A 14210-nucleotide genomic window follows, 5' to 3' on the forward strand; every position below is an offset into this window, starting at 1 on the left:
GTAGCTCCCGCGTGAGTCATGTGCGGCGTATTCCCCTAAGCGACCAGCCGCGATTGCTCAGAGTAACACAGGCGAGACACGCCTCTCACAAAGAGCCCATGCCATGCACTCGCCGAACCTTTACCGCTTTCATCACACCTTTCACCTAGCCTGAAGCGCCCGCGAAACACTGAAATCGTAGCTGAAATAAGACCAAAGAATCTTTTCTTGTCAATCTGCCAACATCGAGTGCGGTTTTATCATTGTGCACCTGCAACTGCACGAGACACAGTGGCCGATGACCCACATTAGAAATGGACAATTTATCCTCAGGTCCGCGAGAGGTAGATCAACTACACAGAAGTGTGCACAGCCTCGCAATTGACCGGTTGGCGGTACCGAACTGATGACAGCATGCGATTCAATTGTTTGCGACTTCAGACACCCAAGCCGACTGAAGCTCAAATACTCAGCCCAGCTCTTTCGAAAGGTTTCCGCGATGCCACCAGGCAGGAATCCAGGAAATGCGGACACTCAAAATCCGCAAACCAGCCAGTTTATCAGCAGGATTCTTGCTATTCTTTCTTTTATTCAAAGTGTCGACAAACCTACGCGCCTATCACTAATAGCGCAGGAGACAAGAATTCCAAAAACCACCACTCATCGCCTGCTCGTCGAACTGGTGGAGCATGACATGGTGCGTCGTCACGGAAATTACTACACCCTTGGTCCTTCAGTTTTACGACTAGCAGAGAAACGCGGCTCTGAGCGCGAAGTTCTACGCCGCGCAATCAAGCCAGTATTACTTCAGCTCCACTCAAGAACGGGTTACATTGTCGGCCTTGCAGTGCCAAATAGTTCATCAATCAGATTTATTGACACCGTCTACAATGAAACGTATATTCCCACCATTCAGAAACTCGAAAGCAACTACCCCTTGTCAACCAGTGCGGCGGGAAAAATCCTACTTGCCTATGATTCAAATCTCACGACTTGCATAGTTCCCGGACACCGAGGGTCCGCGCAAAAAAATAATACCATCGCTATTCCACCAGATTTTGCAGAGGAACTTTTTAGAATTAGGGAGCAGCGGATGTCCACGGTCGCAGCTTCCGCATCGACAGACATAGCGGCTGCCGCGGTTCCGATATTCGACGCTGAGCAACGGGCAGTGGCAGCCCTGACCCTTGGCGCATACAATGATTGTTTTCAGCTTGCCTTAGCTCGTGTCATGTTACGCAAGGCGGTCGACCACGTGGCTTTACTAACACGACGTCACGCCGCTCAACCTTGTCAAAGCTAGATCCACGGTCTGCCTAGGAGATCCCTCGGACGTCGGCCACCTGCGGGAGCTCGCGGTTGGTCGATTGCGCGAACAGCACCGCTATCAGGTTCCGCTTCGACTCTGGGATGAGGTCCTGCTTGTCGCCGGCTTGAGTGAAGCAGTCCAGGCTAACATCAGCTGCTTGCCGCTGATGTTACTGCTCGACACAAGCACTCCGTCCTCTTCGGACAGACAGTGGTCCCTCGCCTGCGGCCGGTCCATTACCGCGCAGGTCTTGAGCAGGCGCTTGGCGCAGTTGGGCTCTCGACGTATAGTCAGGTGACTGACCAGCACATCACCCAAGGTACGAAGATCATTGTCGCCACGAAGCGCGAAGCGCACTACGGCTTCGACGAGATCCTCGACAACGCCGCCGACACCCGATCATCGAGCACGCGACCGTCCTACGGTGTCGGGCTGTTCGACCTGCTCTGGTGGCACTGTCATCGCGGATCCACGATCCGGGCACGATTACCCCCTTTTCGGGCCGGCTCGAAATCAGCGGCCGAGTCGGCGTTCTCCACTGACCGGACCACTGCTAACCCGCAAGCTCTACACCGGTCTGATCGCCGAGCATCGGGGTGACCTACTGTGCCTGGTAGGGCCATTGAAAGTTCGGGCACGCCACCGCGTCTCTGCTGGTCGGCAGGCTCCTGCCTCCGGGAGGCAGAACGCGCTCGCCACAATGCTCACGGACTACCGCGTACTCCACAGACCGTCTATGCCGCTCGGTTCCTGTCCGACCCGCCTGCCGGCGCTAAGATCTCCCGACGGCCAAAATCAGGATGGCTCGCTGCACGAACTCGAGTGATATCTGCTCGACGCCCACGAAGGCATGGTCTCGGCCCGCCATTTTTAGGGCCAGGCCGAGCAGGCCTGGTGCCTAACTGTCGAAACCAACACTGTGATCACGTGAACGACCGAGTGCTACAGCCCGGCAGTCGACTAGATGCGCGCGGCCGACTCCTGGATCGATGAGAGGATCCTCGTCAACATCTCCCCTGCCCGCTCGGAGAACATCAACCTCTTCGACGCCACCGAGGTGACATCGAAGGCGTCCTCGCCAAGCTTGGCCCAACCGGACACTAGTCGCTCAGCATCCGCCACGCGCCGTTTCGACGGATAGAATCCCTCCATGCTGATGCTTAGAGAAAATTCTATGCCCGCCGCGGCTGGAATATTTTACCTAGAACATCTGGTTGCGGAAGCGCTACACCGTTCCCGCGGATCGCGGCATCATAATTCTGCGCGGCGCACTGACCGTGGGCGCAGATCAGTCCAATGCTTGCTAATGTAGCTAAGACATATGCTTCGCGATCGCGCTTCTAGGACCACGTTCCATCCGACCGGCGCTGCGATCTCCTTCGGCCACAGCGAATATTGTCCCTCTTCATTTAACAAAACATGATAAATTCCACGGTCGTCTTCGAAGGGATTCATCACACTCCTTCATCAAGAAAAAGATTCTCTATTTTTACCTCAGGGTAGCGCACCGCTGCGCCTAGAACTCCCCTGAAGCTATCGAGAATGCGCCGCGCGGTGCCTTTATTGAAGAGGCTTTCACTGTATTCAAGCTTGCAACATAATCGCCCGAGTTCGGTGACAATGAAGTCGAATTGCAGATCAAACTTTGCGGTTCCATTATCGGCAACGCTTATTTCGGACCTATCGCCGTTGAACTCTATATTAGACCAACTGCGATCGTGCAGGTTGGCCGCAACCTGAAACAAGGGGTGGCGACCGATATGCCGAGGTGGATTAATCATTTCCACTACCGCCCCGAAAGGAACATCTTGATTCTCGAGTGCGCCAAGGACTACATCTCGGGTACGGCGTACAAGTCCACGAAAGGTCGGTGCTCCGGAAGTATCGACACGCAGGACGAGCGTATTGGCGAAGAAGCCAACCAGGTCGATCCAGGCTGCGTCCGGGCGGCGAGCCGTGACGGTACCGATCGGTATGTCGTGCCCCGCGCCATATCCCGTCAGCACGACGGCGAGCGCAGCCTGCAGAATCACGAACAGGCTGCAGCGTTCCTCGCGCGCCAGCGCGCTGGCCGCCTGATGGCTCTGCTGCGGTAACTCCATCGACACAAGCCCGCCACCGTAGGCAGGCCACGCAGGGCGCGGCGAGTCGGCAGGCAGGGGCAACTCTTCGCGCAGGCCAGCCAGGGAATGTCGCCAGAAGGCGAGCTGCTCCTTGAACAGGCCGGCCGTCTGGGCCAGATTCAGCTTTTCCCACCGAGTGAAGTCGTTGTAGCGCAACACCGGGAGTGGTAGCCCCGGTGCACGTCCCACATGGCGAGCCCGGTAGGCCACGCCGAGATCATGGAAGAGCGGAACTATCGATGCTCCGTCGCACGCGACGTGATGCACCAGCAGAAGTAAGACGCTCCGACGTCTCCCGATGTGCAGCAGCAGAGCGCGGACGGGCAACTCGTGAGCTAGGTCGAACTCGGATCGAACGGCTTTCCGGATCTCTGATTCGAGTTCGGAGGCGGGGATGGTGTCACTTCTGAGCGGAACAATAGATGCGTTGATGACCGATCGGAATTTCCCTTCAGGGCTCATCGGGTGCGTGGTTCGCAACGGCTCGTGGCGTTGCGCGACGTCATTCAAAGCCTCTTGCAGAGTGACGGCATCCAGCTTCTGGGGCACGTCGAGAACAAGGGGAACATTGTAGAGGACGCTCGTCGGTGCAATCTTACCGAATAGAAGTATTCCCTGTTGCCCGACACTGGGTTCCGGGGTGGAGTCACGGTCGGGTACCGGTACCGGAACGCCTGTCGCAGCCTGACGGCCCGCCTCCACGCAGGCGAGAAGTTCCTTGAGCGTTTGGGCCTCCAGGACTGTACGCACTGACAGGGTCGAATGACATCGCTGGCGTATTCGATGCGTCAGCAGCATTGCCTTGAGTGAGTCGCCACCGTCTTCCAAGAACCGGGATTCCACTCCGGCGGGCGGGCAGCCCAGGATCTCCTCCCAGATCTCGGCGACGTTCTTTTCCAAGTCAGTCCAAGGCTTGGTTGTCGTACTCTTATCCGTGTGGCACACCTCCCACTCCGCCAGCGCGCCACGATCCACCTTGCCGTTTGACGTGAGCGGCAGTTTGTCTACCTCGACGATCCTTCCGGGAAGCATATAACTGGGAAGGTACTTCTCGACGGAGGTACGAACGTCGTCGATGTCCAAGCGGACCGCGTTGTTTCGCGTCACGTAGGAGACGAGTCGCGTGTACCCATTCTTTTCGACTTTCACCACCGTGACAGCTTGTGCGACTTTCGGGATCCGCGTCAACGCGTTGTCAATTTCGCCCAGTTCGATTCGAAAACCGCGTATCTTGACCATGTCGTCACTTCTGCCGAGGAACTCCAGCCCGCCAGGTCCGCTGCGCACCCTGTCTCCTGTGCGATACATGCGGGAGCCCGGAGGTCCGAAGGGGTTTGCGACGAAACGTTCCGCAGTGATCCCGCTACGACCCAAGTAGCCGCGCGCCAAACCGGACCCCGAGAGATAAAGTTCCCCATCGGCTCCTTCCCCCACGGGGCTCAAGGTATCGTCGAGGACCATGGTGCTCATGTCAGGCATCGCCGTCCCGATGGGGATTCGTTCCGGTACGGGTCGTTCGGACGAGAGCCTGTGGAAAGTGGCGAAGGTAGTCGTCTCGGTGGGTCCGTAACCGTTGACCAGCACCAGATTTGGACACCTTTTCAGTACTTCGCGTACTGCGAAGGCTGAAGCGGCCTCGCCACCAAACCAGACCTCTTTGGCGCCGGAGAGACAATCCGGTTGAACCTCAGCAAGCGCGGCGAAGAGTGCCGACGTGAGAAAGACCCCTGTCACGTCGAATTCGGCGATAACGCGTGTCAGGGCTTCCGGGTCCATCGTGTCGAAGGAATCGCCGGGGACGACGATCTCCCAGCCGTTGAGCAACGGTACCCATAGTTCGTAGGTCGAGGCATCGAAGGACGTGGGCGAATGCAGCAGCACACGGCGGTGCGCCTTATTTCGCCACACGGCGCAGCGTCCGAAGCTGACCACGGCGCGATGGGTGATGCCGACCGGCTTGGGTTTCCCGGTGGAGCCGGAGGTGTGCATGATGTAGGCGAGTGACTCCGTCGTCACCGGTGTCGGGTCCGGGCTCTGAGCCGCGTGCCCTTTGTCTTCGGCGAGCAGGGTTGGAAGCCCCGATTCCGCCGCGTGCAGCGCGTTCGCGCCGTCGGTCAGCACGATCTGAGCGTCGACTCCCGCGAGCACGGCAGTCCTGCGCGCAGCAGGATCGGCCGGGTTCACCGGAACGTAGCACCCTCCCGCTTTGAGAACCGCGAGCACCGAGATCACGAAATCGGCTGAAAGGTTCTGCTGGAGACCAACCGGCGTCTCCTGCGCTACCCCGGCGTCACGGAGTGCGATGGCGAGCATGTCGGACTCGTGGTCCAGTTCCGCGTACGTCAGACAGGAACCGCGTTGGCGAACTGCTACAGCGCTGGGACGATCGTTCGCTCGTGCCTTAAACTCCTCGGTGATCGTCGATTGTTTCATCGAACTGCCCCGCCGGCGTCATCCGTGCCACCGGGCACGGCCGGATCGGTGGTGATTCCGCCGACCATGGTGATGAGTTCCGCAGTCTGTACGAGAGTCAGACCGTTGACGAGCAACCCGGACGGTGTTCGCAGACCGATCTCTGGCCGCGCCGCGCCCTCTGCGCGAGGCTCACGCGGGCCGCTCGAAGAGTCGGTGTCGGCCAGCGAGTACTCGATGATTTCGGCGACTTCACGTACGTGAGGCTCCTCCACGACGGTCAAGTGGTTCCCCGGCACGGTGTGGACGGCGACATCACCGGTGCAAAAATGCTTCCACGCAGTCTCGTGTGATTTCACTTCGCCGTCGATCTCGTCGTTCGCGCGCAAATAGAGCAGGTCGACCGGTATCGCCGAGGGCTGATGGTGGCGGATCGCTTCGACGGTTGCCGCCATGACCTCGCGCGCACGCGGGTCGTGGTCCATCGCGCTACGCATCGCCTGCCAAGCCCGCGGTGCAGCGGAGCGGTATCCGTCGAACACGCTCAGGACATCGGCAGGGTCCGGCAGGCCGTGACGCTCCTCTGGCGATGGAGTGTCGATCATGACGATCAAGCTCACTTCGTGACCGCGGTCGAAGAGTTGGCGTGCCATTTCCTGGGCGATGAGGCCACCTGCGGAATGGCCCCCGAGCACGTACGGGCCTCGCGGATCTGCATCAAGGAGTTCAGTGACGTTGCGCTCCGCTATGTCCTCGATCGTGGACGGGATGGACTCGCCGGGTTCGAGTCCGTGAGCGCGGAAGCCTTGCACTGTGCGGCTTTGCTGGAGGCAGTTGACCAGTTCGCGGTACGAAAAGACCGTTCCGCCGAGCGGCGGGAGGAGGTACAGGGACGTCCGTGTCGCCGGTCCGGTTCGCAGTGTCGTCATCAGCGGCGACGTGGGTTCCGCGGCTTTGATCGACTCGGCGAGTGCTCCGAAGGTCGAGTGCTCCAGCAGGGTGTGTGTGGACAGCTGAGTTCCGAGTTGTTCCTGGATGCGGCGGCGGAAGACGATGGCCAGATGCGAGTCACCTCCGGAGCGGAAGAAGTCGTCCGCGGGGTCGACGTCGTCCACACCGAGCAACTCACACCACAGTTCGGCCAGTGGTTCCGCCGTTGGAGCCTGTCGCCGGTCCACCGACGTCGATGTGACATTGTCCCGGCGCAGGTCCGGAGGTTGTTGAGCTGTTCTGGTGAACACGGTGCCGGGAAGGGCGACCTTGTGGGGCGGGTCATGGTGGACGGCGTTCCAGTCGATCCGGACGCCATGGCACCATAGGCGGGCTGCCAGGCAGGCCATCTGATGAGATTCCGAGGTGTCGGCGAGGAGGGGCGCGATCGCTAGTCGTTCGTCTCCGTAGTCGGGGTGAAGCTCTGCTGACTGGACGAGCGATTTCCCCGGGCCGACGTGGACCAGCGTTAGCTCAGGGTCTTTGAGCAAGGTCGTCAAACTGTCGGCGAGGCGCGCGGTGTTGCGAAGGTGTCGCGCCCAGTATCCGGGATCCGGCGCTTCCGCGGGGTCCAGCCAGCTTCCGGTGAGCCCGGAAATCATCGGGATCTTCGGCCTGCGGTGCGCCAGCGTGGCGCCGTATTCTTCGAGTTTGCCGAGGGCGGGCAGCATCGTCGCGGAATGGGCTCCCGCCGCGACCGCCAGTCGCCGCACGTTGACGTCGTCCTGGCGAAGCTTCTCCTCCAGCCGCGAAACATCGTCGACAGGGCCGGAAACCACGCAGTTCTTGGCACTGTTGACGCAGGCGAGCGAAAGTTTCTCGCCGAGGCGGGAGCGCAGCTCGTCTTCTCCCAGTCCGACGACCAGTGACGCCGCGGGTGGGAGTTCGTCGATCAGGCGGCCGCGGAGGGCTATCAAACCGACCATTTCGGGCAGGGTGAGGATCCCGGCGACGTGAGCGGCGACGCATTCGCCGAGGCTGTGTCCGAGCAAGGCCGCCGGGGCGATACCCCAAGAACGCAACAACGCCGTGAGCGCCACTTCGGTAGCGGCGATACTCGACAAGTTCAGGGATGGGCGCAGGAGTGCTTCGGACGCGCTATCGGTCGACGAGAACGTGAGGGCCCGCAAGTCACAGTCGAGCTCTGCATCGAAAAGCTCCGCACTGGCGTCGAACGCGTGGCGAAACGCTGCCTCGCTTTCGTAGAGTTCGCGCCCCATGAACGGGTGCTGTGAACCTCCGCCAGGGAAGAGGAAGGCCACTTTCCCGGTACGGACCTGAGCGGTGAAGACGTCCTGGTGTCCTGGAGTCGTCAGCAGCTCGGACGCGTCCTGGCGGGTTTTGCACACGGCGGCTCGTCGGTGGTCGAATACAGCGCGGCCTCGTTGGAGTGTGAAGGCGACGTCAGCCAGGGCCGTGTCGTCGGCCTGGGTCGAGAGGTGCTCGGCCAACCGGGCGCAGGTACGATCCAGCGCCGAGGATTCGCGGGCCGATACGGGCAGAACCTGAGTCCGCGCACGACGGGCTGGCGTGTCCCTCCTGGGGCGGGGTGCTTCCTCGACAACGAGGTGCGCGTTGGTTCCACCGAGTCCGAACGAACTGATACCGGCTCGACGGGGCCCGTCCGACTCGGGCCAGTCGATCGTCCGCGAGTTGACCTCGAAGGGGCTCTGGTCGAGTTCCAGATGCGGATTGGGGTGCCGGAAGTGCACCACGCCGGGTATTCTCCGGTGCCGGAGGGCCAAGACTGCGGTGATCAGGCCGGTGACGCCTGACGCGACGTCCAGGTGCCCCAGGTTGCTCTTGACGGAGCCGAGAACGCATTTGGTCTTCCGGGGCCCGGAGTCGCCAAAGACGCGCGTGAGCGCCCTTACTTCGATGGCGTCACCCAAGGCAGTGGCCGTTCCATGCGCCTGGACATACTCGATGGAGCCGGGGTTCACTCGAGCCGCGCGGTGCGCGGCTTCGATGACCTCGATCTGTCCCTCCACACTCGGCGCGGTGAAGCCGGCTTTGCGAGAGCCGTCGTTGTTGACGGCCGACCCGCTGATCACGGCGTGGATCATGTCGCCGTCTGCGAGCGCGTTGTGGAGTCGTTTGAGAACTACGACGCCCGCACCTGCCGCGGGCACTGTGCCCTGGCTGTCGGAGTCAAACGGACGGCAGTGGCCATCGGGGGACAGCGCTCCGCCCTCTTCGTAGGTGTAGGACTTCGTACCGGGCGCGGGCAGACTGACGCCGCCGGCAAGCGCCATCTCGCAGTCGCCTGCCAGGAGGCTCCGGCAGGCCATGTGCACCGCCACCAGCGACGTGGAGCACGTCGTGTTGATGGTCACCGCCGGGCCACGCAGCCCCAGGCGATGAGCGGTGTGCGCGCAGAGCATCTGCATGGGGTTCGCGAACTCGGCGCGTTGCCGGGCCGCGCCGTCACCTTCGGTGGCTCGGATGACGTCCAGCCAGTGGTAGGGCACTCCGGTACCCCCGAACACGCCGACGGACGCCGTGATCGAGTTCGGCGCGTAGCCCGCGTTCTCGAGGGCTTCCCATACCGTCTCCAGGAAAAGCCCCTGCTGTGGATCGAACTCCCGGGCGTCCGCCGAGGTGAAGCCGAACAGGGCCGCGTCGAACTCTCCGGCTCCTGGTGGCCATCCGTGGGTGCCCACCTCACGGACCCCCGACTGCTCAGCGGTCGTGCCGGATGTGTCCGTGGAGTGTTCGAGGCCTTCCTGGCATTGCTCGAGCATCTCCCACAGTTCACCGACGTCGGCCGCACCGGGGAACCGGCCGGCCATGCCGACGATCGCGATCCCCGTCGTGTCGGAGCCGTTCGGATCGTCGTCTTGAGCGTCCGTCGGCTTCGGGGACTCGATCGTCCCGATGTGCTCGGCGAACTGCCGGAGCGTCGGGTGCTCGAACAGGGCGGTGACGTCGAGTTCCACGCCGTGCCTGTCGGCCAACAGCTTGTGGAGACGTAACGCGATGAGTGAGGTTCCGCCCAGCTCGAAGAAGGGTACGTCGATGTCGATCGGCGAAGTATCCAGTACCTCAGCCCACAAGCTCTGCAGAGTCTCGACCGTGACGGGCTCGCGCTGTTCCTTGACCTCGTTCGATTCCCGCTCTCTTTCAGCCGGCGTCCCGAGATCGGCGGGCACCGGCAGGGCACTGCGGTCCATGTATCCGAGCGGGGTCAGCGGGATCTCCGGTACCGGAACGTAGAGTGACGGAAGCATTGCTCTCGGCAGGCGCTCCTGGAGGTACGATCGAAGCTCAGCGACCTGCAGGTGCTCGTCACCGGCCTCGACCACGTAGGCAACCAGTCGTTGTATTCCTGCGGAGTTCTCTCTCACCATGGCCGCGCAGAGCTTCACCGCCGGATGCGCGCCGAGCGTCGCCTCGATCTCGGACAATTCGATGCGGACCCCGTGCAGTTCGACCTGGCTGTCCGCTCGTCCGACGTAGAACAGGTCGTCATCCTCGCCGCGCCGGACCAGGTCCCCGGTTCGGTACATGCGTTCACCGGGTGAGCCGAAGGGGCACGCGACGAAGCGCTCCGCCGTCATCGCCGGTTGCCCGAGATAGCCTCGAGCGACCACCGGCCCAGCGATGTACAGTTCCCCCACGGTATCCGGGTTCACTGGAGCCAAAGCCGAGTCGAGCAAGTACATCCGTGCTCCGTCGACCGGTGGCCCCAACGGTGGGTCGCCCGCGCCGGAGAAGACGTCGGACAGGGTCGTCGCGATGGTCGTCTCAGTCAGACCGTAACCATTGACGATCCTCACCCGGTGAGACCACTCCCGGACGAGTTCGCCCGACCAGGCTTCCCCCGCCAGTACGACGGTGAGTTCCGGCGAGGGCACCTCGTATCCTTCGAGCAGCGCTAGTACGGCCGGTGGTAGCACAACGTTGCTGATCCTGCGGTCTCGCAACGTCCTGGCCAGGGCCGGTCCCGGTTGCAGGTCGTCCGTGTCCGCTACGACGAGTGTGGCTCCCAGCACCAGCGCCATGAGTTCCAGCACGAAAACGTCGAAGCTAGGCGACGCGTACTGCAAGACCCTGCGGCCCGGCTCCACCCCCAACTGCCTGCGCACTGTTCGCGCGACACCGGCAAGTCCGGCATGGGTGACGGCGACGCCCTTGGGCCTGCCGGTCGATCCGGACGTGTAGAAGACGTAGGCCACACTTCCGATGTCGATGGCGACAGATCGGCGTACACCAGGCGCTTCCTGCTGTACATCCGCCGCGGACGGCTCGGCGAGTATCGATTCGGGAGTGATGACAGGGCATTTCGGTCGTACAGGGAAGTTGTCTTCATCCGCGATCAGCATCGTCGCCGACGCGTCGGTGAGCATCGCTTCGATCCGCCGAAACGGAAGACGAAGGTCGATCGAGAGGAACGCCGCACCGGCCTTGCTGATCGCCAGAACAGAGACAACAAGTTCCAACGAGCGCGGTAGCGCGACAGCGACGATGTCTTCGGGCCCCACGCCGTGGCTCGTCAACCGCTCCGCCAGCCGGCCGGCGCGTGCGTCGACTTCGGCATAGGACAGGTGCCGTGTGCCCAGTTCGATCGCGACCTCATCCGGACGCTGTGCCACCTGAGCGGCGAACAGGTCCGCCAGTGACGCCTGCTCGCCTGGCTCGTCAAGATTCCGTTTCATGCCCACTTGCTCACCTCTCGGATGAACTCGATCTCGGGTCCCTATACGGCCTTCATCACGACTTTTCCGAGTGTCGTGAACGTCGCTTCGATTGAACTTCCCTCGCCGAATTTCAGGGCCTCCGCCCACGCGCCTGCGAACACCATGTTGTCCGCGCCAAGGCGCTCGTCCTGTTCCGCGAGGGCTCGCGCCAGCCACGCCACAGATTCCGCGGGGTCGCCGAGCACAGCCGTGCTGCGACCACGACGAGTTTCTCCGTCCACCGTCAGGATCATCTCTTCGTTTTCCAGTTGCACGAGTTCCCGTCTGACGGGATCACCCAGGACCATGTACCGGGAGACCGAGTTGTCCGCGATGATGTCGACTTCTTCGATAGCCCAGTCGGCGGTACAGGAGTCGAGAACTTCCAGAGTCGGTACGAGGTGAGTGGTGGCGGCCCAGACATCCTCCGGCGTCGTGCCGTGACCCGGCAACTCCGCGTTCAAGATGAAGCCGACCTCTCCTTCCACGAGCGGGAGCATCAGCTTCCCGACGGACAACTCCGCCTGGCTGGCCAGTATCATGTCCTCGGTGACGTAGCCGAAATGAGGGGCTGTCAAGTTGAATTCTCGCCGAATTGCCGCACTTGCCCCGCCCACTTTGAATCCGACCAGTACATCACCTTCGTCTTCATCCATCTCCCGAAGGATTCGCTGAATCAAGTACCCGTCCTGCCCGGTCATGTCCGGATACCTGCTGGATATCGGGCTGACCGGCGTCCGGTTCAGCCGCGCTCCGCGGAGTTCACCTGCCAGTTCACGGTGGATCGACATGGAATCACTGCTCCTGTCCGGCGGAAATCGATGTGGCGACTTCGAGGATGACGTCCTCTTGGCCTGCCACCACTCTGCGCTCACCCAGCTTCATCAAGATCTGACGAGGATCCACTTTGAACTTCGCGGCCGCCTTCCTCGTCGGACCGGCGAATCCCGAGAAGACACCGGCTATCCCGCTGGTGATGGTGATCGCGTCGTTCGTGGGGACCCGCTTCACGAACGTGGAATGCGCCAACTCCGCCGCGTCGAGAGATTCGAAGAACCTCAGCCGGGTTTTGATCGCCGAGTTGCGAACGTTCGCCGCCAGCAACTCCAGTGCCGCGTTGCCCGCACCCGCGCCGAACCCGCGAGCGGTGACGTCGATGATCGACGCCCCCGACTCGATCGCGGTCAAGGCGTTGGCTACGGCGAGACCGCGGTTGTTGTGCGCGTGAAACCCGACCTCGATGTTCAACCGGTCGACCAGTGTACCGACCTTCTCCTGCACGTCGTAACGCGTGTAGGCGCCGGCCGAATCCATAAGGATCACCGCCTTCGCGCCGTAGCCCTGCATCAGCTTCGCCTGCGCGAGCAATTCGTCGGCGGAAATCATGTGTGTCATCAGCAGGATGCCTTTGACCTCCACCCCCATGGAATCGAGAAGCGTCATCTGCTGCTGGGTGACGTTCGCCTCGGTACAGTGAGCACCCACCCGGACTTCGTCGACGCCGCAGTCGATCGCCGGTTTGAGATGCCGCTCGATACAGGAGAACCCCGGGAGTGACATCACTCCGAGCCGTGCGTTTCGCAGCTGTGCTTTGGCCGTACGAAGCATCGTCAGGTCGTCCACGGCCGCCAGGCCGATCTGGATCGACGAGGCTCCGAGTCCGTTCCCGTGGCCTACCTCGACGACGTCGACACCGGCGCGATCGGCGGCCTGTGAGTACGTTCTGATGTCCTCGATCGATAACTGGTGAGCGACCGCGTGACTTCCGTCCCGCAGGGTCGAGTCGCAGATGGTGACCGGTACCTCACCATGCTTCACCATGTCAGCTCCCTCGCTCGCTCCTCCGCCAACGCGACGGCGGCGCAGGAGATCACATCCAGGTTTCCCGCGTAGTCGGGCAGCCAGTCCCCGAGACCCTCCACTCGCAAGGTCAACTGCACCGTGTTGCCTGAGGACACGGGTGGGACGACGACCTGGTATCCGGGCACGTACGACCGGATCTTGGTCTCCATCTCGGAGACGCGCTTGCGCAGCAGGTCAAGGTCGATCTTCTTCGATGTCGTCGCCGCCACGGCGTTGCGCATCACCACACCTGGCTTGGCCGGATTCAAGACCAGTATCGTCTTGGTTTCGTTCGTGTGGCAGAACTGGCGGGTCGCGTTCTCGGTCGCGACGACGTACTCGTCGATGTTGGCCCTCGTGGCGGGTCCCACGCTGGCCGACGAGGTGGTGGAAACGATCTCCAGGTAGTCGAGGCCGTCCGTCGCGTCGCATATGGCTCGAGCCATGGGGACCGCGGCCTGGCCACCACAGGTGACCATGCTCGCGTACTGGAGCTCCAGGCACTCGGCCAGGTTCAGCACTGGGATGCAGAATTTGCCGAGCTTCGCAGGCGTGAGGTCTATGAACGACTTTCCCGTCGGCTCGAGAGCCCGCCAGTGCCGGGCAGCGCCGTCAGCGGTCGACACGTCGAGCACCATGTCTATCTCGTCGATGTGGTCGAGGACGGCGTCGATTCCCTCGATACTCGTGGGGACACCGCGGCGGGTCGCCTCCAACAGCCCAGGAGAGTCAGGTCGACGACCCGCGAACAACACGCACCGCAGGAATCTCGAACCCAGTACCTTGCACAGCAGGTCCGTCCCCAACGCACCCGTGCCGACTATTCCGATGCGAACCGGAGTGGGCCGGGCACGCTCTCTGTTCCTCGTTGTCACT

The 14210-nt window shown here is 62.0% G+C and carries 8 protein-coding genes; 2 read left to right on the forward strand and 6 right to left on the reverse strand.

The window, feature by feature from the left end:
* The first annotated feature begins 478 nt into the window (after positions 1 to 478).
* Entirely contained in the window at positions 479 to 1282 is an 804-nt protein-coding gene (locus tag AMYAL_RS48735; protein ID WP_167336181.1) for an IclR family transcriptional regulator, read from the forward strand.
* Between the two features lie 300 nt (positions 1283 to 1582).
* Entirely contained in the window at positions 1583 to 1888 is a 306-nt protein-coding gene (locus AMYAL_RS49570) for a hypothetical protein (protein ID WP_167336182.1), read from the forward strand.
* A gap of 651 nt (positions 1889 to 2539) precedes the next feature.
* Here AMYAL_RS49570 and AMYAL_RS48740 read toward each other — a convergent pair.
* From AMYAL_RS48740 to AMYAL_RS0135750, 6 genes are read right to left on the reverse strand one after another with little or no spacing between them, the layout of a single operon-like run.
* A complete protein-coding gene (locus tag AMYAL_RS48740; RefSeq protein ID WP_084702341.1) occupies positions 2540 to 2743 on the reverse strand; it encodes an MbtH family NRPS accessory protein in 204 nt (67 codons plus the stop codon).
* The gene (locus tag AMYAL_RS0135730; protein WP_084702220.1) at positions 2743 to 5844 is read right to left on the reverse strand and encodes a non-ribosomal peptide synthetase; all 3102 of its coding nucleotides are present in this window, start codon (positions 5842 to 5844) and stop codon (positions 2743 to 2745) included. The genes AMYAL_RS48740 and AMYAL_RS0135730 overlap by 1 nt, the downstream gene beginning before the upstream one ends.
* Entirely contained in the window at positions 5841 to 11600 is a 5760-nt protein-coding gene (locus AMYAL_RS0135735; RefSeq protein ID WP_143267797.1) for a polyketide synthase, read from the reverse strand. The genes AMYAL_RS0135730 and AMYAL_RS0135735 overlap by 4 nt, the downstream gene beginning before the upstream one ends.
* Complete coding sequence (locus tag AMYAL_RS0135740; protein WP_020636102.1) at positions 11513 to 12283, reverse strand: 2-keto-4-pentenoate hydratase; 771 nt, start codon at positions 12281 to 12283, stop codon at positions 11513 to 11515. The genes AMYAL_RS0135735 and AMYAL_RS0135740 overlap by 88 nt, the downstream gene beginning before the upstream one ends.
* A 4-nt stretch (positions 12284 to 12287) precedes the next feature.
* Positions 12288 to 13313: a 4-hydroxy-2-oxovalerate aldolase gene (gene dmpG / locus AMYAL_RS0135745; RefSeq protein WP_020636103.1), complete on the reverse strand. Its 1026-nt coding sequence runs from the start codon at positions 13311 to 13313 to the stop codon at positions 12288 to 12290.
* Complete coding sequence (locus AMYAL_RS0135750) at positions 13307 to 14209, reverse strand: acetaldehyde dehydrogenase (acetylating) (protein WP_209447265.1); 903 nt, start codon at positions 14207 to 14209, stop codon at positions 13307 to 13309. The genes dmpG and AMYAL_RS0135750 overlap by 7 nt, the downstream gene beginning before the upstream one ends.
* Between the last annotated feature and the right edge of the window lies 1 nt (position 14210).

The sequence above is a fragment of the Amycolatopsis alba DSM 44262 genome (assembly GCF_000384215.1).
Lineage (GTDB): Bacteria > Actinomycetota > Actinomycetes > Mycobacteriales > Pseudonocardiaceae > Amycolatopsis > Amycolatopsis alba.